Below are 22,568 nucleotides of genomic sequence, written 5' to 3' on the forward strand. Positions count from 1 at the left end.
TTACATCGTTCGGCCGGGGCACCTTCCTACTTATGAACTGACTATGAAATACCTCCTCGGCTACGACATCGGTAGCTCTTCTATCAAAGTTTCGCTGCTCGACATTGCCACCGGCAAGGCCGTTGCGGCTGTTACGTCTCCCAAGCAGGAGATGGAAATCAGCGTGCCCCAGGCCGACTGGGCCGAGCAGCGCCCCGAGCGCTGGTGGCAGGAGTGCGTGAACGCCACCGCTGAGCTCAAAGCCGCCTATGGCTTCGATACCGACCTAGTAGCTGGCATCGGCATCACGTACCAGATGCACGGCCTCGTGCTGGTCAATAAGGATGGCAAGGTGCTGCGTCCAGCCATTATCTGGTGCGACAGCCGCGCCGTGGACCTCGGCAATCAGGCTTTTGCTGAGCTAGGAGAGGAGTATTGCCTCGAAAATTTCCTGAACTCGCCCGGCAACTTCACCGCCTCCAAGCTGAAGTGGGTGCGCGAAAACGAGCCGGAGATTTACGCGCAGATTCACAAGATTCAGCTGCCCGGCGACTACATCGCCTTTAAGATGAGCGGCCAGCTGCAGACCACCGTGTCGGGCTTGTCGGAAGGTGTATTCTGGAATTTCAAAAACCAGGCCATTGCCCAGGAGCTACTGGATTACTACGGCATCAGCGCCGACCTGCTGCCCGAAGTGGTGGACACTTTCTCGGTGCAGGGCCAGCTGAGCGACGAGGCTGCGCACGAGCTGGGCCTCACGGCTGGCACGCCCATCAGCTACCGGGCCGGCGACCAGCCCAACAACGCCTTCTCCCTCAACGTGCTGAACCCCGGCGAAATCGCGGCCACGGCCGGTACGTCGGGAGTTGTGTACGGCATCACCGACGCACCCGCTTCCGACCCCGCTTCGCGGGTGAACGCCTTTGTGCATGTCAACCATACGGCTGCCGCACCGCGCAATGGAGTACTGATGTGCATGAACGGTACCGGCATTCTTAATAGCTGGCTGCGCAAAATCGTGGGCGAAATGCCCTATGACGAGATGAACCGCCGCGCCGCACAGGCGCCGGTAGGAGCGGAGGGCTTGGTTTTCCTACCCTTTGGTAATGGAGCCGAGCGCATCCTCGAAAACCAGCCCACTGACGCTGAGCTGCACGGCCTCAACTTCAACATCCACAGCCAGGCACACCTGCTGCGCGCCGCCCAGGAGGGCATTGTGTTTGCCCTGATTTATGGCATGAACATCATGCGCCAGATGGGCGTGCAAGTCCGCACCGTGCGTGCCGGTAATGCCAATATGTTCCTCAGCCCGGTGTTCCGCGAGGCATTTGTGAACGCCGGCAACGTGACACTGGAGCTCTACAATACCGACGCGGCGCAGGGCGCTGCCCGCGGCGCCGGCATCGGCACCGGCGTATACGCGAGTGCGGCCGAAGCCTTCGGTGGTCTCGAACGCATCCTAACCGTGGAGCCTACCGCGGCGCTCCACGACCAATACCAAGCCGCCTACAGCCGCTGGCAAGAAGCATTAAACCAACTAGTTCCCCAACCAATTTCCTTATCTCATGTCTAGCAACACGCTTTCGAAGACTGAATTTTTTACCGGTATCGACACCATTAAGTACGAAGGGCGCGAGTCGGATAATCCGCTGGCCTTTAAGTGGTACGATGAGAACCGCGTGGTCGCTGGCAAGACCATGAAAGAGTACCTGCGCTTTGCTACGGCCTACTGGCACACGTTTGTGGGCACCGGCGGCGACCCGTTTGGCCCTGGTACCAAGAACTTTGCCTGGGACTCGCACCATGAAATCGTGGGCCGCGCCAAGGACAAAGCCGATGCGGCGTTTGAATTCTTCACCAAGCTCGGTACGCCCTACTACTGCTTCCACGACATCGATTTGGTGGACGAAGGCAACTCCCTGGCTGAGTACGAGCGCAACCTGTCCACCATTGTGGATTATGTGAAGCAGCACCAGCAGGAAAGTGGCGTGAAGCTGCTCTGGGGCACGGCCAACGTGTTTTCGAACCCGCGCTACATGAACGGCGCCAGCACCAACCCCGACTTCCAGGTGGTGGCGCACGCCGGCACGCAGGTCCTCAACGCTATTGACGCGACCATCGCGCTGGGCGGCGAGAACTACGTGTTCTGGGGTGGCCGCGAGGGCTACATGACCCTGCTGAATACCGACATGAAGCGCGAGCAGGAACACATGGCCAAATTCCTGACTATGGCCCGCGACTATGCTCGTAAGCAAGGCTTTACCGGTAAGTTCTTCATCGAGCCCAAGCCGGCCGAGCCCACCAAGCACCAGTACGACTTCGACGCCGCTACCGTCATTGGCTTCCTGAAGGAGCACGGCCTGCAGGATGATTTCCAATTGAACCTGGAAGTGAACCACGCCACGCTGGCGGGTCACACCTTCCAGCACGAGCTACAGGTGGCGGCCGATGCCGGCATGCTGGGCAGCATGGACGCCAACCGCGGCGACTACCAGAACGGCTGGGATACTGACCAGTTCCCCAACAACCTGAACGAGCTGACCGAGTCGATGCTCATTATCCTCGAGGCCGGTGGCATCACCCAGGGAGGCATCAACTTCGACGCCAAAACCCGCCGCAACTCGACGGATTTGGAAGATATTTTCATCGCCCACATCGCGGGCATGGACACCTTCGCCCGCGCCCTCGTCACGGCCGATGCTATTCTGGAAAAATCGGCTTACAAGAAGTTCCGCACGGAGCGCTACGCTTCGTTCGATTCGGGTGAAGGCGCGGCTTTTGAGAAAGGCCAGCTGACCCTGGAGGATTTGCGTACCATCGCCCACAAATCGGGCGAGCCCCTGCCGAAAAGCGGCAAGCAAGAGTGGCTGGAAGCCATTATCAACCAGTACATCTAAGAACCTAGCCCGTCAGGCAACGCGCTGCAAAGCCTGACGGACTTCTCTGAATAATCGAAAATAAGTGACTGAAAAAACGGAACCGGCCGGCTGTGGAATGGTGGGAACAGTGACGCGGCTGGCCGGGGAAGTTTTTGGTTTACAAAGTAGGTGGAAGGGCCTGGTGCTTTCTGCAAAAAGTAGCTAGGCTTGAGAGGCGTTTCGGTTGGTGCTAGTGCCCGAAGGTGAGCGGGCGCTGGCACTGTGTGGGTAGTTACCCACACCCCGGAATGCCTCTCCACTTGCTTAAAGCGCAATGCGTGACCTTAAAAAGGTTTCGGCTCCTACTCCCATCTCCCCGCATGCTGCCCGCTAGTGGCCATGCCAGCGCAACGACATCGTGGTGCTCAACTTCAACGCTGAAATTCCAGAGGCGGCGGTATACGTCGGCCTTTTAAATTATATAGGATAATGAAAATTAAATATTTGATTAAGTGCTTTGCGCTGGCTGGCATTGGCCTGGGGTTCGGGCCAAAAGCAGACCTGAGCCTGAAAGAAGCATTCAAAAAGGATTTTTATGTAGGCGCTGCCCTCAACAACCGCCAGATAAGCGGCCAAGATGCCAACTCCATCGCCTTGGTTAAGCAGCAGTTCAACACCATCAGCCCCGAGAACCTGCTAAAGTGGGAGGCCGTGCACCCGCAGCCCGACAAGTACAACTTCAAGCCCGCCGACGACTACGTGGCCTTTGGGCAAGCAAATAAGATGTTCACCATCGGCCACACGCTGATGTGGCACCAGCAAACGCCCAAGTGGGTATTTGAGGACGCCGACGGCAAGCCTGCCAGCCGCGAAATGCTGCTGAAGCGACTAGAAGAGCACATCAACACTGTAGTGGGTCGCTACAAAGGCAAAATCGCGGGCTGGGATGTGCTGAACGAAGCCATCGACGACCAGCTAGGCGATTTGCGCAAGACCAAGTGGCTGGAAATCCTCGGTGAGGATTTCGCCGCCAAAGCTTTTGAATACGCCCACAAAGCCGACCCGAAAGCTGAACTCTATTACAACGACTACAGCCTCTACCGTCCTGAGAAACGTGCGGGCGTCATCAAGCTGGTGAAAAGCCTGCAGGCCAAAGGCATCAAGGTGGCCGCCATCGGGATGCAGGGCCACTACGGCCTCACGAAGCCCAGCATTGAGCAGGTAGAGGCCAGCATTGTGGCTTTTTCGCAGTTGGGCGTACACGTCAATTTCACGGAACTTGACATTGACGTGCTGCCAAACCCAAGCCGCCGCCAAGGCGCCGACATCGCCGAAACCTTTGGGGCCGATGCCAAATACAACGTGTACACCACCGGCCTGCCCGATTCGGTGCAGCAGCAACTGACCAAGCGCTACGCCGACCTGTTTGCCCTGTTTCACAAGCACCGCGACGTGATTGACCGCATCACCCTCTGGGGCGTGACAGATGCCGACTCCTGGCTAAACAACTGGCCCATCCGGGGCCGCACCAGCTACCCCTTGCTGTTCGACCGCAAGTACCAGCCCAAACCCGCTTTCCAGGCGGTGGTGCAAGCCGCTAAGTAGGAGATTCTGGGAAAGGCCATCATGCTCGGCTGCGCTCGGTATGGTGGCCTTTCCCAGACTCTTTGGCAGCAGCACGCTACTCTATCTATAAAGCAAACTTCGATGATTGTCCCACCCATCATTCGCTCGCTAATCCGACCGGCTGCCACGCGCCATTCGCTGTGGCTGGTGCTGCTGTTACTGTTCAGCAGCCCCGCCGCTCAGGCCCAAGCCAAGTCGGCCGCTGCCAAGTCCGCGACCAAAGCGGCCACCGATTTCACCTTGGCCGCCAATGGCAAAGCCGCCGCCATCTACGCCAGTGCGACTGACTGGCCGGGCGTGCTGCGCGCCGCCAAAGACCTGCAGGCCGATGTGCAGCGCGTGACCAAAATTGAGCCCAGCTTCAGCACCAGCCAGCCGGCGGAGCAGGCAGTGGTGCTCATCGGCACCATTGGCAAAAGCCCCCTGATTGATGCGCTGGTGAAGCAGAAGAAGCTCGACGCTTCGGCCATAACCGGTAAGTGGGAAGTGTTTGTGCGGCAGGTGGTGCTGAACCCCATGCCAGGAGTAAAGCAAGCGCTGGTTATTGCGGGCAGCGACAAGCGCGGCACTATCTACGGCATTTATGACCTCTCGCAGCAGATTGGGGTGTCGCCCTGGTACTGGTGGGCCGATGTGCCGGTAAAGCCACAAACGGCCCTACACATCCCTGCCGTTCGCCACACGCTGGGCGAGCCGAAGGTGAAGTACCGGGGCATTTTTCTCAACGACGAAGCGCCGGCGCTGTCGGGCTGGGCGAAGGAGAAATTCGGGGGCATCAACTCGAAGATGTACGCGCATGTGTTTGAGCTGATTCTGCGGCTGAAAGGCAATTACCTGTGGCCCGCCATGTGGGGCAATGCCTTCAACGACGACGACAAGCTGAGCCCGGTGATGGCCGATGAGTACGGCGTGGTGATGGGCACCTCGCACCACGAGCCCATGCAACGCGCCCAGCAGGAGTGGAAGCGCTACGGCCACGGCCCCTGGAACTACCAGACCAACGACACCACCCTGCGCCGCTTCTGGCGCCAAGGCATCCGCAACATGGGCACCCACGAAAGCATCGTGACCATGGCCATGCGCGGCGACGGCGACGAGCCCATGAGCGAGGGCAGCAACATTGCCCTGCTCGAAAAAATAGTGGCTGACCAGCGTAAAATCCTTGCTGAAGAAACCCACAAGCCCGCCGACCAGACGCCCCAGCTGTGGGCGCTCTACAAGGAGGTGCAGGACTACTACGACAAGGGCATGCGCGTGCCCGACGACATCACCCTGTTGCTCTGCGACGACAACTGGGGCAACCTGCGCAAGCTGCCCAAGCTCTCCGAAAAGCCCCGCAAAGGTGGCTACGGCATCTACTACCACTTCGACTACGTGGGCGGGCCGCGCAACTACAAGTGGCTTAACACCAATCCGCTGCCGCGCATTTGGGAGCAGATGCACCTGGCGCACGAGTATGGCGCCAACCAGATTTGGATTGTGAACGTGGGTGACCTCAAGCCCATGGAATTGCCCATCAGCTTCTTCCTGGAGTACGCCTGGAACCCCGACCGCATCTCGGCCGGGCAAGTGGGCGACTATACCCAGCGCTGGGCCGCCCAGCAGTTTGGGCCGAAGTACGCGGCCGACATCGCCGACATCTTGGCCAAGTACGCCAAGTACAACGCCCGCCGCAAGCCCGAACTGCTGGACGCCAACACCTACAGCCTCGCCACCGGCGAATGGGCCACGGTAGTGGCCGACTACAACGCGCTGCTGGCCCGGGCTGAGGCTATCAACCAAAAGCTGCCCACTGCCGACCGCGACGCCTACTTCGAGCTGGTATTGCACCCCGTGCTGGCCTGCGCCAACCTCAACGAGCTGTACTACACCGTGGCCCAGAACCGGGAGGCCGCTAAAACCAATCAGCCTACCACCAATGCGCTGGCCGAAAAAGCCAAAGCGCTGTATGCCAAAGACACGGAAATAAAGGACCGGTACCACGCCCTGGCCGGCGGCAAATGGAACCACATGATGGACCAGACGCACATCGGCTACACCTACTGGCAGCAGCCAAATGCTGATAAAATGCCCGATGTCGTGACCCTGCCCGCAGGTGCTACGGCCTCGGATGCTACGCCCAAGTCTGCGGCGGTCGCCTCCGCTGCCTACGTGTCGCTCGAAGCCGAGCACTATACTCAGGCCGTGAACGCCGGCCCCATCACCTGGCAGCGCCTGCCCGACCTGGGCCGCACGGCAGGCGCCGTCACCACCTTCCCGGTTACGGCTGTCCCCACGGCCGCGCCGGGCGGCAGCAGCCCGCACCTGGAGTACCGCATCAACTTGGCGCAGGCTGGCCCCGTGACGGTGAGTGCCTACTTAGCCCCGACCCTTGATTTCACCAACACCACTGGCTTGCGCTACGCTGTGTCCATCGACGATGAAGCGCCGCAGCTGGTGAACCTGCACACCGGCCTCGCCCCCGAAAATGGCAACCGGCCCTGGCAGCAGGCCGTGGCCGAAAGCATCATCCTGAAAACTTCGCAGCACAACGTAGCTGCGGCCGGCGCTCACACGCTCAAGTTCTGGCGTGTAGACCCTGGTGTGGTGCTCGAAAAGCTGGTGGTAAGCCCCAGCCCACTGCCAGCTACTTACCTCGGGCCGCCGGCGAATGCAAAGGGGGTAGCTGCCGAACCAAAGAGCGAAAAAGGAAGCCTTGGCCGACGCTAAGCTGCTGGTGAGTATTTCATTCAGAAAAGCGTGATGAATAAAGGAAAATTCCTGCTTCTGGCTATTTGGCTGGCGCCTGTACTCGGCTCGGGGCAAACGGTGAAACTTCAAAGCTTTTCCGTATCGGCGGTGCGCTTGCTGGACAGTCCCTTCTTGGAGGCCCAGCAGACGGACCAGGCTTATATGCTGTTGCTCAACCCCGACCGGCTGCTGGCGCCCTACCTGGCCTCGGCGGGCTTGCCGCCCAAAGCCGAGCGCTACGGCAACTGGGAAAACACGGGCCTGGATGGCCACATGGGTGGGCATTACCTCTCGGCGCTGGCCTACATGTACGCCGCTACCGGCAATGAGCAAGTGAAGCAGCGCCTCGCGTACATGATTGACCAGCTGGAGGTTTGCCAGCAGAAAAGCGGCAATGGCTACCTGGGCGGCGTGCCGGGTGGCCCCGCCATGTGGGCGCAGGTGAAGGCCGGCAACATCAAGGCCAACAGCTTTGGGCTGAACGATAAGTGGGTGCCGCTCTACAACCTGCACAAAACCTGCGCCGGCCTGCGCGACGCCTACATGGTGGGCGGCAACGAGAAAGCCCGCGGCATGCTAATCAAGTTGACCGACTGGTTTCTGGACCTGACTGCCAACCTGACGGATGCGCAGTTGCAGGAAATGATGCGCAGTGAGCACGGCGGCCTGAACGAGATATTCGCCGACGTAGCCGACCTCACCCACGACCGCAAGTACCTCACGCTGGCCCAGCGCTTCTCGCACCGGGTGGTGCTGGAGCCGCTGCTGGCTGGTAAGGACGTGCTGAATGGCATGCACGCCAACACTCAGATTCCGAAAGTCATCGGCTTTGAGCGGGTGGCAGAGGTGGGGGGCGACCCGGCTTGGGCGGGAGCGGCGGCCTTTTTCTGGAAAACGGTGGTGGAAAACCGGACGGTTTCCATTGGGGGCAACAGCGTGAGCGAGCACTTCAACCCGGCCAGCAGCTTTGCGTCCATGCTGGAAAGCACGGAAGGGCCGGAGACGTGCAATACCTACAACATGCTCAAGCTGAGCAAGGAGCTGTACCTGACCAGCGGCTCGACCAAGTACCTGGATTATTACGAGCGGGCGACTTACAATCATATTCTGTCGTCGCAGCACCCGGGGCAGGGGGGCTTTGTGTACTTCACGCCCATGCGGCCCCGGCACTACCGCGTGTACTCGCAGCCGCAAGAAGGCTTCTGGTGCTGCGTGGGCTCGGGCCTGGAAAACCACGGCAAATACGGCGAGCTGGTGTACGCGCATAAAGGCACCAACGAGTTGCTGGTGAACCTGTTCATTCCCTCCACGCTCACCTGGGCCGAGCAGGGGCTTACCCTTACCCAGCAGACAACTTTCCCCATGGAGGAACGCACACAGCTGAAGCTGGACCTGAAAAAGCCGCGCACCTTTGCGCTCAGCATCCGGCAGCCGCGCTGGGTGCCGGCGGGCCAACTGCAGGTGCAGGTCAATGGCCAATCAGTGACGGCCAGCGCCGCCTTGCCGGGCTACGTCACGCTGACGCGCAAGTGGCGCTCGGGCGACGTGGTGAGCGTGGCCCTGCCCATGACCACTACGGCCGAGTACCTGCCAGACCATTCCGCGTGGGTGTCGTTTGTGCACGGCCCGGTAGTGCTGGCGGCCGTCACGGATACCACCGATTTGAAGGGCCTGCGGGCCGATGGCGCGCGCATGTCGCACGTGCCCAATGGCAAGCTCTACCCAATTGAGGAAGCCCCCGTGCTCGTTTCGGCTGGTCCAAATGTGGCCGAGGGCATCAAGCCCGTGGCAGGCCATCCGCTCACCTTCACGGCCGCCAGCCTGATTGATGCCGAGCAATACCGCAACGTGCAGCTGGTGCCGTTTTACCAGATTCAAGATGCCCGCTACATGGTGTACTGGCCCGTGACGACGCCCGCTGGCCTGGTGGCCCGTAAGGAGGAGCTGCGGCGCAAAGACGAGGAAAAGCGGGCGCTCGAAGCCCGCACCGTGGACCAGATAACTCCTGGCGAGCAGCAGCCGGAGTCCGACCACGGCTTTCAGGGCGAGCAAACCGAAACCGGCACCTTCCGCAACCGCCACTGGCGCCACGCCACTGGCTGGTTCAGCTACAAGCTGCGCAACCCGCAGCGTAGTGCCCGCACGCTACGGGTAACCTACGCGGGCGGCGACAAGAACCGGCAGTTCAGTATTTTGGTGAATGGGCTGCCGCTGGCGAAAGTCCGACTAGAGGGCAACTCACAGGGCGACTTCTATGACATGGAATATGCGCTGCCGGAAACACTACGCAAACCAAATGCCCCCACGGAGCTAACCATAAAATTCCTAGCAGAAGCCGCATCCACGGCGGGCGGCGTGTACGATGTGCGCCTGCTACGGTAGGTCCGGGTATATAGGCCCGCAGACCCACCCCGGCAGGCGCTAGCCACGTTGAGTACTAGATTTTTCAACTTTCACTCCTGCTTCCGAGCTCTTTCGTCCCTCGATTAACATGAAAATCAATCACCTAAAGGCATTCGTTGCTGCTACAGCTACCATACTGCTGCCTTTTTCAGACCTATTTGCACAATCGATTGACTTAATTAATCCGATTCTAACTGGCTTTTACCCAGACCCTAGCATTGTCAAGGTTGGGCCAGATTACTACTTGGTCAACTCCACGTTTTCCTACTTTCCGGGCATCCCGGTGATGCACAGCAAGGACCTGAAGAACTGGAAGCAGGTGGGTAACGTCATCAGCAGGCCTTCGCAGATGAACTTCCTGGGCGACCGTATGACCCGGGGCTTGTTTGCGCCCGCCATTGAGTACCACAACGGTACGTACTACGTCACCTGCACGCTAATTGACCACAAGGGCAACTTCGTGGTGACGGCCAAAAACCCGGCTGGCCCGTGGAGCGACCCCACGTTCCTGCCCCAGGTGCGCGGCATCGACCCCTCGCTGTATTTCGAGGGCGACAAGGCCTACGTCATCTACAACAGCGACCCGCCCGACAATAAGCCGCTCTACGACGGTCACCGCTCCATCAAGATTATCGAACTAAACCCGCAAACGCTGCAAACCGTGGGCGAGTCCAAAATTGTGGTGAATGGCGGCGTGGACCTCAGCAAAAAGCCCGTCTGGATTGAGGGGCCGCACCTGATGAAGCGCAACAGCTGGTACTATCTCTACGCGGCCGAGGGCGGCACGTCGGTAAACCATACGGAGGTCGTGTTCCGCAGCAAGGAGCCGCTAGGGCCGTTTGTGCCCTACGAGAAAAACCCCATTCTCTCGCAGCGCGAGCTGCCGAAGGACCGCAAAGACCCCATCACGTCGGCCGGCCACGCGCAGTTTGTGGAGGGGCCGGATGGCAAGACCTACGCCATTTTCCTGGCTGTACGGCCTTATGAGGGCAACTTCTACAACACCGGCCGCGAAACCTTCATCGTGCCCGTGACCTGGAAAGACGAGTGGCCGGTAATGGAGCCCGGCCCCAATGGGGTTCAGTACAGCTACAAAGCTAATTTCCCGGAGGTGAAGCAGCCCGGCGCCCGGCCCCAGAGCGGCAATTTCGGCTACACCCTCACATTCGAGAAGCAGCTTGACCCGGCGCTGCTGTTTCTGCGCACGGTGGACAGCACCAATTATTCGCTGAGCAAAGCCAAGGGGCTCACCCTGAAGCTGAAGCCCGAAACGGTGGCCGAAACCGGCAATCCAGCTTTCATTGGCAAGCGCCAGCAGCACATGTACTGTACTGCCGAAACCGAGTTGACGTTCGCGCCGAAAGCCGCCAATGAAAAGGCAGGCTTGGTCATCTTCCAGGATGAGAAGCATTTCTATTACCTCTGTAAGTCGGTGGACGGGGGCAAGCCCATGCTGCAACTCTTCAAAAGCACCGCCGATGTGAAGCAGCCGGAGCTGCTGGCCCAGGCGCCGCTCAAGTCGGCTACGGCCAGCGTGCAGCTGCGCATCCAGGCCCAGGCTGATGCCTACAACTTCCAGTTTTCGGAGAACGGCAAAACCTGGACGACCCTCAAAGACAAGGTGGACGGCAAGTTCCTGAGCACGCAGGTGGCGGGCGGCTTCATCGGCTGCCTGTTCGGGATGTACGCCACTTCGTCGGGCCAGCCCACTGCCAACACGGCTTCCTTCAAGTGGCTGAAATACGAGGGCAACGACCCAGTGTACAAGAAATAATGCCCACTGTGCGGGCTATTGATCACCCCGTTCACTGCAGCCAGTGCCCCGCTTTTGAATTACTTACCATGCGTTTGACTCTCTTTTTTGGCGTATTGATGCTTGCTGCCGCCACTGCCCAAGCCGCCGGCCCCGTTGTCGTCAGCAGCCCCGATGGGGCCGTGCAGGTGACCGTGGACGTAACTGCCCAAGGCCAGCCCACCTACGCCGTGCGCTACCGCGCCGCCGAGCTGCTGCGCCCCTCGCGCCTGGGCCTGCAGCTGGCCAGCGCCGACCTCACGCAGGGCCTGAAACTGACCAGTGCCGACAAGGCAACCGCCGTGGCCGACGACTACCAGCTGGCCACCGACAAGCGCGCCAACTGCCACTATCGGGCCAACCGCCGGGTGGTGCATTTCGTCGGCAGGGCAGGGGAGCCCACGTTGAGCGTAGTGTTTCAGGTGTCGAACGATGGGGTGGCATTTCAGTACCTCATCGAAGGCAAAAGCGCCGATGTGCAGCGCATTACGGTCGAAAAAACCAGTTTCCATCTGCCCGCTGGGGCCAAGGGCTGGCTGCACCCGCACGCCAAAGCCCAGACCGGCTTTGCCAATACGCAGCCCTCGTACGAGGAAAATTACCAGCGCGGCATTGCGGCGGGCACGCCGTCCACGATAGGGCAGGGCTGGTCGTTTCCGGCGCTGTTTGAAACGGGCGGCCACTGGGTGCTGCTCACCGAGGCAGGCATGGGTCGCAACTACTGCGGCAGCCACCTGGCCCACGAATCGCCAGACGCTGACTACAGCATCGCCTTTCCGCAGGCCCCGGAGAAAACGACCCCCGAGGCGGCGCTGCTGCCCGAAAGCCGCCTGCCCTGGCGCTCGCCCTGGCGCGTGGTGGTGGTGGGCAATTCGCTGGCTCCCATCGTAGAATCGACGCTGACGACGGACCTGAGTGCACCGGCTAAAACGCCTCTGCTCACCGAGGCGCCCGGCAAATCGTCGTGGTCGTGGGTGCTGATGGGTGACAAAAACACGACCTACGACGTGCAACGCCGCTTTATCGACTACTCGGCTGCCATGGGCTGGCGCTACTGCCTGGTCGATGCGTTGTGGGATACGCAGATAGGTTACGATAAGACGGCCGAGCTGGCCCAATATGCCCGTTCCAAAAACGTGGGCCTGCTGGTGTGGTACAACTCCAACGGCAACTGGAACCAGGCCCCGCAAACGCCCGCCAAGGTGCTGTTTGACGCCGAAAGCCGGCGCAAGGAGTTTGCCCGCATCAAACAGATGGGCGTGGCGGGTGTGAAAATCGACTTTTTCGGCGGCGATGGGCAGTCATTTATGAACTACTACCAGGACCTGCTGACCGATGCGGCCCAGGCCGGCTTGCTCGTTAATTTCCACGGTGCCACCATTCCGCGTGGCTGGAACCGTACCTACCCCAACCTGATGACGATGGAAGCCGTGAAGGGCTTCGAGTTCCTGACTTTCGACCAGCGCAACACCGACCAGGAAGCTACGCACTGCGCCATGCTGCCCTTCACCCGCAACGCCGTGGGGCCGATGGACTTTACGCCTATGGCCTTCTCGGAGATTAGAGGCAAGGAACGTCGCACTTCCAATGCCTTCGAGCTGGCCTTATCAGTGCTGTTTCAGTCGGGCATTCAGCATTACGCCGAGGTGCCCGAGGGCATGGCTGCGCAGCCCGCTTACGTGCAGGATTTCGTGAAAAAGTTGCCGCCCCGCTGGGCCGACGTGAAGCTGCTCGACGGCTTCCCCGGCGACTACGCGGTGCTGGCCCGCCAGGCGCCTGACGGCAAGTGGTACGTGTCCGGCATTAACGCCACCGACGCGCCCAAAACCCTGCAGCTCGACCTCAGCAAGCTTGGCCTGGCCAGCGGCACCCTCATCACCGATGGCGCTACCAACCGCAGCTTCAGCACCCGGGCGGTGGGCGACAAGGCCCTTAGCGTGACGCTGCCGGCCCGCGGCGGCTTCGTGGTGCAGCCTTAACGGTTTTCGCTTTCCATACAACCCAATCACTCTCCCGTTATCTCATGCGTCACACTCTCGTCAAGGCATTCTTCCTGCTGGTTTGCTGGGCCGGCACGGCGGTCCACGTTGTGGGCAAGCCCACGCCGACGCCCATGCGGCTGTGGTACGACCGGCCCGCGGCCAACTGGAACGAGGCCCTGCCCATCGGCAATGGCCGCCTGGGGGCCATGGTATTCGGGGCGCCGGAGCGGGAGCGGCTCCAGCTAAACGAGGAAACCATCTGGGCCGGCGGCCCCAACAACAACGTGAAGTCTGACGCTCTACCGGTGGTAAAGCAGTTGCGGACGCAGCTTCTGGCTGGGCAGTTGGTGGAGGCCCAGGCCCTGGCGCAGGCCCAAATGCAGCCCGTCGGCAACAGCGGCATGCCCTACCAGATGGCCGCCAACGTGTACCTGGATTTTCCAAGCCATGACAAAGCCACCAACTACCAGCGCGACCTAGACATCGGCCGTGCCGTGGCATCGGTCAGCTACCAGCTGGGGGGCGTCACATACCGCCGCGAGATGCTTAGCTCCTTGGCCGACCAGGTAATTATCGTGCGCCTCACGGCCAGTAAGCCCGGCCATATTAGCTGCCAGCTGGGTGCGGAAAGTCTGCTGAAATACACCGTGCACGCCGAAAACAACCAGCTGTTGCTCGATGGCCGTGGCAGCGAGCACGAAGGCCAGGAAGGTCAGATTCGTTTTCAGCTACGGGCGCAGGCCGTGGCCGAAGGCGGCAGCGCGCAAACTACCGACGCCGGCATCCGCATTGAAAACGCCAACAGTGCCACCCTCTACTTCTCGATTGGTACCAACTTCGTCAATTACCACGATGTGAGCGGCAACGCGGCGGCGCGGGCCACAACCTATTTAGCCCAAGCTGTGGGCAAAAAGTACGAACCAGCAAAGGCGGCGCACACGGCAGCTTATCAGCGCTACTTCAACCGCGTGACGCTGAACCTAGGTGTGACGCCCGCCGCCGAGCTGCCCACCAACAAGCGCCTCGAAAACTTCGCCAACGGCCAAGACCCAGCCTTGGCGGCGCTGTACTTTCAGTACGGCCGCTACCTGTTGATTTCCAGTTCACAGCCGGGCGGGCAGCCAGCCAACCTGCAAGGCATCTGGAACGACCAACTCAAGGGCCCTTGGGATAGCAAGTATACGGTGAACATCAACACCGAAATGAACTACTGGCCAGCAGAGGTGACCAACCTGACCGAGCTGCACCAGCCGCTGTTCAGCATGCTCAAAGACCTGAGCGTGACCGGCCAGCAGAGCGCTCGCCAGATGTACGGCGCCCGTGGCTGGATGCTGCACCACAACACCGATATCTGGCGCATCACCGGGCAGGTAGACCCGCCGCAGTACGGTCTCTGGCCCATGGGCGGGGCCTGGCTTTCACAGCACCTCTGGGACCATTACCAGTTTACCGGCGACGAGCAGTTTTTGCGCGAGTACTACCCTGTGCTCAAGGGCGCCGCCACTTATTTGGTGGATGCCTTGCAGCCCGAGCCCACTCACCAGTGGCTGGTAGTGGCCCCGTCGGTGTCGCCCGAAAACACCTATGCGCTCAACGGTAAGCGCATTGCCGTCGTGGCGGGCACCACCATGGATAATCAGTTGGTGTTCGACCTGTTCTCGAAAACCATCCGCGCCGCCGAGCTTCTTCAGCTTGACAAGCCCTTTGCTGATACCCTGCGCACCCTGCGCGAGCGGCTCGCCCCGAAGCAAATCGGGCAGTATGGGCAGGTGCAGGAGTGGCTGCAAGATGTTGACGACCCCAAAGACCAGCACCGACACATTTCGCACCTGTACGGGCTGTACCCGAGCGGGCAGATTTCGCCTTACCGCACGCCCGCATTGTTTGAAGCCGCCCGCACCACCCTCACCGAGCGCGGCGACGTGTCCACGGGCTGGTCGATGGGCTGGAAAGTGAACTTCTGGGCCCGCATGCAAGACGGCAACCACGCCTATAAGCTGCTCACCGAGCAGCTGCACCTACGCTCCGGGGCGGGTGGCAACTCGGGTGAGGGCGGGGGCACCTACCCCAACTTGCTGGATGCGCACCCGCCGTTTCAGATTGACGGCAACTTTGGCTGCACGGCGGGCCTGGCCGAACTGTTGGTGCAAAGCCACGACGGGGCCATCGACCTACTGCCGGCCCTGCCCGACGCCTGGCCAACCGGCGAGGTAACCGGCCTGGTAGCTCGCGGCGGCTACGTGGTAGACCTGGCCTGGAGCCAGGGTAAAATCACGCGCGCCCGCATCACCTCGCGGCTCGGGGGCAACTGCCGCGTGCGCGTGCACAGCCCTGTGGTGGCCACCGGCGGTACCAAGCTGCTGGCCGCAAAGGGCGAAAACGCCAACCCGTTCTACCAGACCCCGGCGGTGAAAGCCCCGCTGGTATCTGCCAAAACCGTGGCCAGGCAACCCACGCTGGCGTCCTCGTCGGTGTATGATTTCCCCACTGAGGCCGGCAAGACCTACGTCGTGCAAGCCCGGTAATCCTTCCGCTTCTAACGCCTTCATCAAGCATACTCCCACCCATGAAAAACAACTTTTTCGCCCTGCTCGCCACCCTTGTCGTGTCAATGACTGGTACCGAGTTGCGGGCGCAAAACCCCATCATCCGCGACGTATTCACGGCCGACCCGGCGCCGCTGGTCTACCACGACACGCTGTTTCTCTACACCGGCCACGACACGGCTTCGGTGAAGGAAACCAATTACAAGATGCCCGACTGGCGCGTGTACTCCACCACCGACATGAAGCACTGGAAGGACTACGGCACGCGCCTCTCCGTCAAGACGTTCGCCTGGGCCACCGGCGACGCCTACGCCGCGCAGTGCGTCGAGCACAACGGCAAATTCTACTGGTTCGCGGCCACGTTTCAGCGGAACGCCGACCCGAATAACAAGGTCGGCAATCGGGGTGCGGCTATTGGCGTGGCTGTGTCGGACCGGCCCACCGGCCCGTTCAAGGACGCTATTGGCCACGCGCTGATTACGAACGACATGACCCTCGACCAGAAGCACGGCTGGGACGACATCGACCCCACCGTTTTCATCGACGACGACAAGCAGGCCTACCTGTACTGGGGCAACGGCAGCTGCCGTTGGGTGAAGCTCAAGGACAACATGACCGAGCTGGCCGGTCCCATCACCGTTTTCAAGCCCAAAAACTACATCGAAGGCCCCTGGGTTTACAAGCGCAAAAAGCTCTACTACCTGGTGTACGCCAGTGCCGGCACCAAGCCCGAGATGATTGAGTACTGCACGGCCCCCAGCGCCACCGGCCCCTGGACCTACCAGGGCATCATTCAAGGCAACGTGCCCAACAGCGGCACCACGCACCCCGGCATCGTGGATTATAAGGGCAAGAGCTATTTCTTCTACCACAACGGCTCGCTGCCCACTGGTGGCAATTTCCGGCGCTCCATCTGCGTGGACTATATGTACTACAACCCAGACGGTACCATTAAGCCCATTGTGCAAACCACCCAGGGCGTGGCCCCAGTGAAGTAAGACATTGCCGCCAGCGAGCAGTAGCGCGGTCCACAACGCTCGTGCTGCCCGCCCTTTCTCAAGTCCAGTTGGCAATCGGTTTTAAGTAGTCATTTCTATGGTTTTGCTTCGTTTCCTGCTTCTCCGGCCACAGCTGGCGCTGGCTTTCTTCTTGATGAGCCTGGGAGCCTGCACGCAGAGTAAGAAACCGGCGGCTTCGGTGGATGCGGCCAGAGGACGGCACGAGTTCCGCTACACCAACCCCATCACGCGCGACACGGCTGTTTCGATGCGCGACCATTTCATTATCAAAGTGGGGCGGCAGTGGTTTTGCACAGGCACTTCCATGCCGGTGTGGTCGGGGCCCAACCCCGGCGTGCGCCTGCTAGTGTCGGATGATTTGATTCACTGGCGGCAGCACTCCTGGCTGATTGACGCCAAAACACTGCCCGCCAACTGCCCCTACAACGGCCGGTTCTGGGCCCCGGAAATCCACTACATCCAGAAGAAATACTGGCTCACCGTGAACAGCGGCCAGGTGACGGCGCAAGACCCCAAGGGCATGAAAACCCACAGCATCTGGCTGTTTTCGGCCGATAAAGTGACTGGGCCCTACAAGCTGGTGAACGGCCCGTTGACGCCTCACTACAACAACGACGCGACCCTGTTTGAAGACGAGGACGGGCAGACCTACCTGTATTGCAGCGGCAACGGGCTGTGGCAAGCCAAAATCGACCTGCCCACGGGTAAGCTGTTGGGCGAGATTAAGCAGTTTCGCGGCGCCAAGGATGCCAACAATCCGGGCTGGATGGTAGGTGGCATTGAAGGCCCATTCGTGCTGAAGCGTGACGGTACCTATTTCATGTTTTTCTCGACCTGGACGCGGGGCTACGAGGTGGGGCTGCTGCGCTCGAAAAGCCCGCTGGGCCCCTGGGAACTGGCTGCACCCGAGCCCATTTTTGGCACCCGCAAGCGGGAGTACCGCGCCGAAATGGCCCGCAATGGCGGCTACAGCAACTTGGTGTTTGCCGACACGCCCGACCCGTACCAGGAAACCGGTCACAACGCCATTTTCGAGGGGCCAGATGGGCAGCTGTGGAGCTCCTGCCACTACTTCTTCGACCAGCGCAGTACCCCACTGGCCGACTGGCAAAAGGTGCCGCAGCTGGGCATCGAGCCGCTGCACTTCCGCAACGGAATCTTTGCCATTGATGGTCCTACCTGGACCGAGCAAACCGTGCGCTATTAACCTACGCTGCGCCCGCCGCCTGGCAATCCCCTTCTCACTCTAATATGCCGCGTTCTAGAAATATCTTACTGAGCATTTTGCTGCTGTTGCTTGGAAGCAGCAGCGCTTGGGCGCAGTCTTATCTATCGTTTGAGGACAAAGCGGCGGGACTAGTGCTAGCCACTAATGGCAAGACCTTGCCTTTGTTGGTGAGCCCGGAAGACCACAAGGGCGTGATTCGGGCGGCTACCGATTTGCAGCACGATATACAACTGGTCACGGGCACTCAGCCGGAGCTGTTGCAGCAGCGCAAGCAGCTCAAGGGGAAGGAGGTAGTCATCATCGGTACCATCGGCCACAGCCCGCTCATCGACGCGCTGGTGCGTAGCAAGAAGCTAGACGTGAGCCAGGTGCGGGGCAAGTGGGAGGCTTCGATGACGCAAACCATCGACAAACCTTTTCCGGGTGTTGCCAGGGCGCTAGTCATTGCCGGCAGCGACAAGCGCGGCACGATTTACGGCATCTACGAGCTGTCGGAGCAGCTGGGCGTGTCGCCGTGGTACTGGTGGGCCGATGTGCCGGTGGTGCGCCACCAAACGGTATCCGTGCGGCCGGGTACCTACCTCATTCACGAGCCGGCGGTGAAGTACCGGGGCATTTTCATCAACGACGAAGCGCCTGCTTTTTCGGGCTGGGCGAAGGAGAAATTCGGCGGGGCGAACCATCAGGTCTACGAGAAGATGTTCGAGCTGATTTTGCGGCTGCGGGGCAACTACCTGTGGCCCGCCATGTGGGGCAATGCCTTCAACGACGACGACAAACTCAACCCGGTGAAAGCCGATGAGTACGGCGTGGTGATGGGCACCTCGCACCACGAGCCCATGGTTCGCTCGCAAAAGGAATGGCAGCGCTACGGCAAAGGCCCCTGGAACTACGAGCAAAACCCCGCCGAATTGCAGAAATTCTGGCGGCAGGGCATTGAGAACATGGGCACCAAGGAAAGCATCGTGACCATGGGCATGCGCGGCGACGGCGACGTGCCGATGGCGGCCGGCACCAACATCAAGCTGCTGGAAAGCATTGTGCGCGACCAGCGCACCATTCTGGCCAATGTCACCAAGCGGCCCGTCGAGACCATTCCGCAGCTCTGGGCGCTCTACACCGAAGTGCAGCAGTATTACGACCAAGGCATGCGCGTGCCCGACGACGTGACCCTGCTCATGTGCGATGACAACTACGGCAACATCCGGCGCCTGCCCAAGTCCACCGACCCCAAGCGGGCCGGCGGCTACGGCGTGTACTACCACCTCGATTTCAACGGCGGCCCCTGGAGTTATAAGTGGATAAACACCAACCAGCTAACCAAGGTGTGGGAGCAGTTCCACCAGGCTTACGCCCACGGCGTGGACCGCATCTGGATACTGAACGTGGGTGACCTGAAACCAATGGAATTTCCCATCAGCTTCTACTTCAAATACGCCTGGGACCCCACGCAGTGGCCCGCCGAGAAGCTGCCCGAGTTTACGCGGCAGTGGGCCAGCCAGCAGTTTGGTCCCGCCCACGCCCGGCAGATAGCCGACCTTCTGGCGACCTACAACGACTACAACGGTGTGCGCAAGCCGGAACTGTTGTCGCGCAATGCCTTCAGCCTCGTCAACTACCAGGAGTTTGAGCGCCTGACGGAGCGCTACCACGCGCTGCGCGACCAGGCCGAGCAGGTGGATAAACAGCTGGACCCAGCGTATCGGGATACTTATTTTCAGGTAGTGCTGCACCCCATTCAAGGCATTACAACCCTCATGGATTTGCACCTGGCACTGGCTAAAAACAAGCTCTACGCCAGTCAGGGCCGAGCCGCCACCACCCAGATGGCCCGGCAGGTGAAGGGCTTTTACGTGCAGGATTCGCTGCTTTCCTATAAGTACAACCACCTGCTGCAAAACGGCAAGTGGAACCACATGATGGACCAGCCGCACGTGTTTTACAAAGGCTGGCGCGGCCCCGACCACCAAGACGAGTTGCCGGCCACGCTAAGCGCGACGCTGAAAGCCAAGTCCGAAATGGCCGTGGCCGTGGAGGGAAGCACCGCCTGGTGGCCATTGGCCCAGGAAGCAGCCGTGCTGCCGGAGCTGAACGCCTGGCAAAACCAGCCGCATTACCTAGAAATCTTCAACCGAGGCCAAGGCTCCTTCGCCTACACCGCCACGAGCCCGGTGCCGTGGCTGAAAATTGACAAGCCGAGCGGTACTATCACCGAACAGGAGCGCCTTTGGCTGCATGTGGACTGGGCCGCAGCTCCAGCCGGCCGGCGGCAGGTGCCCGTCACGCTCAGCGGCCCCGGCGGCCAGCGCATTGTGGTCCAGGTACCCGTTGACAACAGCACCCCGCAGGCGGCGCTGAATGGTAAGGGCCACGTGGAGAGCAATGGCTACGTGTCGATTAGCGCGCCGCACTATAGCCGGGCGGTGCAGGCGGAGGCTACTTCTTGGCAGGTGCTCAATAACTACGGGCGCACTTCCACTGGCATTACCCTGGTACCGGGCACGGCCCCCCGGCAGGAAACCACGGCCAGCGCCCCGCACCTGGAGTACAAGGTGTTGCTGCACCAAGCGGGCCCGGTGAAGCTGCGCGCCTACCTCACGCCCACCATCGATTTCCGCAACGCTGGGGGCCTGATGTATGCCGTGGCCTTCGATGATGAAACGCCTCAATTGCTCAATATCAGCCAGCACCGGCCCGGCGAGGCCTGGGTGAACGACAACTCGGAAACGGCCATGATGGACAACATCCGCACGGCAGAATCTACCCACCAGCTGGCGGCGCCGGGGGGACACACCCTGAAATTCTGGGTCGTCACGCCTGGCATCGTGCTGCAGAAGCTGGTGCTCGACACGGGCGGGTTGAAGGAAAGCTACCTCGGCCCACCCGAGAGCTTCCGCAAGGAATAGGGCGCGGCTTTTTTATCCTTGAACAGCAGCCAGGCGCTTTCATCAGCCCCCGGTGCCGCGAAAAGGTTTAGGCCATCAAATACGCATAACAGACAAAGTAGCAAAGTGCTTAACTGACTGCTACATCGGACAATATGAAAACGGTCTTCTATTGCTTACTTATCTCCTTCCTGTTCTCGGCCGCCTTGGTCAGCCAGGCCCAGAACCCCATCATCCAAACCAAGTTCACGGCCGACCCGGCGCCGATGGTGTACCAGGACACCGTGTTTCTGTATACCAGCCACGACGAGGACGATGCCAAGGGGTTTAAGATGTACAACTGGCTGCTCTACACCTCTACCGACATGGTGAACTGGACCGACCGCGGCACGGTCGCCTCGACCAAGAGCTTCAGCTGGTCGCCGCAAAACGGGGCGTGGGCGCCGCAGTGCATCGCGCGCAACGGCAAATTCTACCTGTATTGCCCCATTCACGTCAAGGGCATCGGCGTGCTGGTGGCGGACAGCCCCTACGGCCCCTTCACCGACCCGCTGGGCAAGCCGCTGATTCAGAACAGCATCGACGATATTGACCCAACCGTTTACATCGACGACGACGGCCAGGCCTACCTATATTGGGGCAACCCGAACCTGTACTACGTCAAGCTGAACGAGGATATGATTTCCTATTCGGGTGGCATTGTTAAGTCGCCCACCAAGCCAAAGGATTACCAGGAAGGCCCGTGGTTTTACAAGCGCAAAGACAAGTACTACGTGGCGTATGCCTCTACCTGCTGCCCAGAGGGCATCGGCTACAGCATGAGCACCAGCCCCACGGGGCCCTGGAACTACACCGGCACGCTCATGGACCACGACCGTCGGTCCAACGGCAACCACCCGGGCATCATTGACTACAAAGGCAATTCCTACTTGTTCGGCTTCAACTACGCCATTTCCAAAGCCTTGTCACCGACGCACACCGAGCGGCGCTCCGTGTGCGTGGCCAAGCTGATATACAACCCGAACGGCACTATCCAGCAGCTGCCGTTTTGGTCGGAAGAGGGCGTAGAGCGCGTGGCAACCTTGAACCCCTACCAGCGCACCGAAGCGGAAACCATTGCCGGGAGCCAGGGCCTAAAAACCAGCAAAGGCCCTAACGGCATGTATGTAACAAGCATCGATAACGGCGATTACATCAAAGTCAAAGGCGTTGATTTCGAGAAGGGCGCAAAGGAATTTATGGCTTCGGTGGCCAGCACTGCTGCCGGCTCAGCCATTGAAATACACTTGGACAGCCCCACGGGGGCTTTACTGGGGACCTTGAAAGTAAAGAACACCGGTAGCTTGGCAAGCTGGATGGTGCAGTCGTGCAAAGTCAGCCGGCAGAGCGGCATCCACGACGTGTATTTTGTCTTCAAAGCGGCCAGTAACAACCAACTCCGGTTCGACTGGTGGCAGTTCAGGCAGTAAGCCGTGCCGAGGAGATTTTGTATCCACGCGCGTCTGGCAAAGCACAGTCGC

Annotated in this window: 12 protein-coding genes; all 12 read left to right on the forward strand. The window is 60.4% G+C overall.

From position 1 onward, the window contains the following. Nucleotides 1–43 precede the first annotated feature (43 nt). The 12 genes from J4E00_RS19370 to J4E00_RS19425 all read left to right on the forward strand — a co-directional run bounded on the left by J4E00_RS19370 (nt 44) and on the right by J4E00_RS19425 (nt 22,517). On the forward strand, nt 44–1,552 hold the full coding sequence (locus J4E00_RS19370) for a xylulokinase (protein WP_208176918.1): 1,509 nt from the start codon (nt 44–46) through the stop codon (nt 1,550–1,552). Continuing rightward, nucleotides 1,545–2,876, forward strand: a complete 1,332-nt coding sequence (gene xylA / locus J4E00_RS19375) for a xylose isomerase (protein ID WP_208176919.1) — start codon at nt 1,545–1,547, stop codon at nt 2,874–2,876. The genes J4E00_RS19370 and xylA overlap by 8 nt, the downstream gene beginning before the upstream one ends. Nucleotides 2,877–3,326: 450 nt before the next feature. Beyond that, entirely contained in the window at nt 3,327–4,442 is a 1,116-nt protein-coding gene (locus tag J4E00_RS19380; protein WP_208176920.1) for an endo-1,4-beta-xylanase, read from the forward strand. 102 nt (nt 4,443–4,544) lie between these two features. Further along, nucleotides 4,545–7,172, forward strand: coding sequence for a glycosyl hydrolase 115 family protein (locus J4E00_RS19385; RefSeq protein ID WP_208176921.1), 2,628 nt, complete (start codon nt 4,545–4,547; stop codon nt 7,170–7,172). A gap of 33 nt (nt 7,173–7,205) precedes the next feature. After that, complete coding sequence (locus tag J4E00_RS19390) at nt 7,206–9,575, forward strand: glycoside hydrolase family 127 protein (protein ID WP_208176922.1); 2,370 nt, start codon at nt 7,206–7,208, stop codon at nt 9,573–9,575. 109 nt (nt 9,576–9,684) lie between these two features. Continuing rightward, entirely contained in the window at nt 9,685–11,370 is a 1,686-nt protein-coding gene (locus J4E00_RS19395) for a glycoside hydrolase family 43 protein (RefSeq protein ID WP_208176923.1), read from the forward strand. Between the two features lie 68 nt (nt 11,371–11,438). Further along, nucleotides 11,439–13,367: a glycoside hydrolase family 97 protein gene (locus tag J4E00_RS19400; RefSeq protein ID WP_208176924.1), complete on the forward strand. Its 1,929-nt coding sequence runs from the start codon at nt 11,439–11,441 to the stop codon at nt 13,365–13,367. Between the two features lie 44 nt (nt 13,368–13,411). Then, the gene (locus tag J4E00_RS19405) at nt 13,412–15,895 is read left to right on the forward strand and encodes a glycosyl hydrolase family 95 catalytic domain-containing protein (RefSeq protein WP_208176925.1); all 2,484 of its coding nucleotides are present in this window, start codon (nt 13,412–13,414) and stop codon (nt 15,893–15,895) included. A 41-nt stretch (nt 15,896–15,936) separates the two neighbouring features. After that, the gene (locus J4E00_RS19410) at nt 15,937–16,914 is read left to right on the forward strand and encodes a glycoside hydrolase family 43 protein (RefSeq protein ID WP_236049966.1); all 978 of its coding nucleotides are present in this window, start codon (nt 15,937–15,939) and stop codon (nt 16,912–16,914) included. Between the two features lie 97 nt (nt 16,915–17,011). Further along, nucleotides 17,012–18,142: a glycoside hydrolase family 43 protein gene (locus tag J4E00_RS19415; RefSeq protein ID WP_208176926.1), complete on the forward strand. Its 1,131-nt coding sequence runs from the start codon at nt 17,012–17,014 to the stop codon at nt 18,140–18,142. A gap of 44 nt (nt 18,143–18,186) precedes the next feature. After that, nucleotides 18,187–21,069: a glycosyl hydrolase 115 family protein gene (locus J4E00_RS19420; protein ID WP_208176927.1), complete on the forward strand. Its 2,883-nt coding sequence runs from the start codon at nt 18,187–18,189 to the stop codon at nt 21,067–21,069. Between the two features lie 134 nt (nt 21,070–21,203). Next, the gene (locus J4E00_RS19425) at nt 21,204–22,517 is read left to right on the forward strand and encodes a glycoside hydrolase family 43 protein (RefSeq protein ID WP_208176928.1); all 1,314 of its coding nucleotides are present in this window, start codon (nt 21,204–21,206) and stop codon (nt 22,515–22,517) included. Nucleotides 22,518–22,568 lie beyond the last annotated feature (51 nt).

It is taken from the genome of Hymenobacter negativus (assembly GCF_017571495.1).
Lineage (GTDB): Bacteria > Bacteroidota > Bacteroidia > Cytophagales > Hymenobacteraceae > Hymenobacter > Hymenobacter negativus.

Excerpts from the sequence above, each read along its gene's own strand:
- J4E00_RS19415 (WP_208176926.1), top strand. The coding sequence starts at position 17,012 with ATGGTTTTGCTTCGTTTCCTGCTTCTCCGGCCACAGCTGGCGCTGGCT.
- J4E00_RS19420 (WP_208176927.1), top strand. The coding sequence starts at position 18,187 with ATGCCGCGTTCTAGAAATATCTTACTGAGCATTTTGCTGCTGTTGCTT.
- J4E00_RS19400 (WP_208176924.1), top strand. The coding sequence starts at position 11,439 with ATGCGTTTGACTCTCTTTTTTGGCGTATTGATGCTTGCTGCCGCCACT.
- J4E00_RS19380 (WP_208176920.1), top strand. The coding sequence starts at position 3,327 with ATGAAAATTAAATATTTGATTAAGTGCTTTGCGCTGGCTGGCATTGGC.
- xylA (WP_208176919.1), top strand. The coding sequence starts at position 1,545 with ATGTCTAGCAACACGCTTTCGAAGACTGAATTTTTTACCGGTATCGAC.
- J4E00_RS19390 (WP_208176922.1), top strand. The coding sequence starts at position 7,206 with ATGAATAAAGGAAAATTCCTGCTTCTGGCTATTTGGCTGGCGCCTGTA.
- J4E00_RS19385 (WP_208176921.1), top strand. The coding sequence starts at position 4,545 with ATGATTGTCCCACCCATCATTCGCTCGCTAATCCGACCGGCTGCCACG.
- J4E00_RS19405 (WP_208176925.1), top strand. The coding sequence starts at position 13,412 with ATGCGTCACACTCTCGTCAAGGCATTCTTCCTGCTGGTTTGCTGGGCC.
- J4E00_RS19410 (WP_236049966.1), top strand. The coding sequence starts at position 15,937 with ATGAAAAACAACTTTTTCGCCCTGCTCGCCACCCTTGTCGTGTCAATG.
- J4E00_RS19370 (WP_208176918.1), top strand. The coding sequence starts at position 44 with ATGAAATACCTCCTCGGCTACGACATCGGTAGCTCTTCTATCAAAGTT.
- J4E00_RS19425 (WP_208176928.1), top strand. The coding sequence starts at position 21,204 with ATGAAAACGGTCTTCTATTGCTTACTTATCTCCTTCCTGTTCTCGGCC.
- J4E00_RS19395 (WP_208176923.1), top strand. The coding sequence starts at position 9,685 with ATGAAAATCAATCACCTAAAGGCATTCGTTGCTGCTACAGCTACCATA.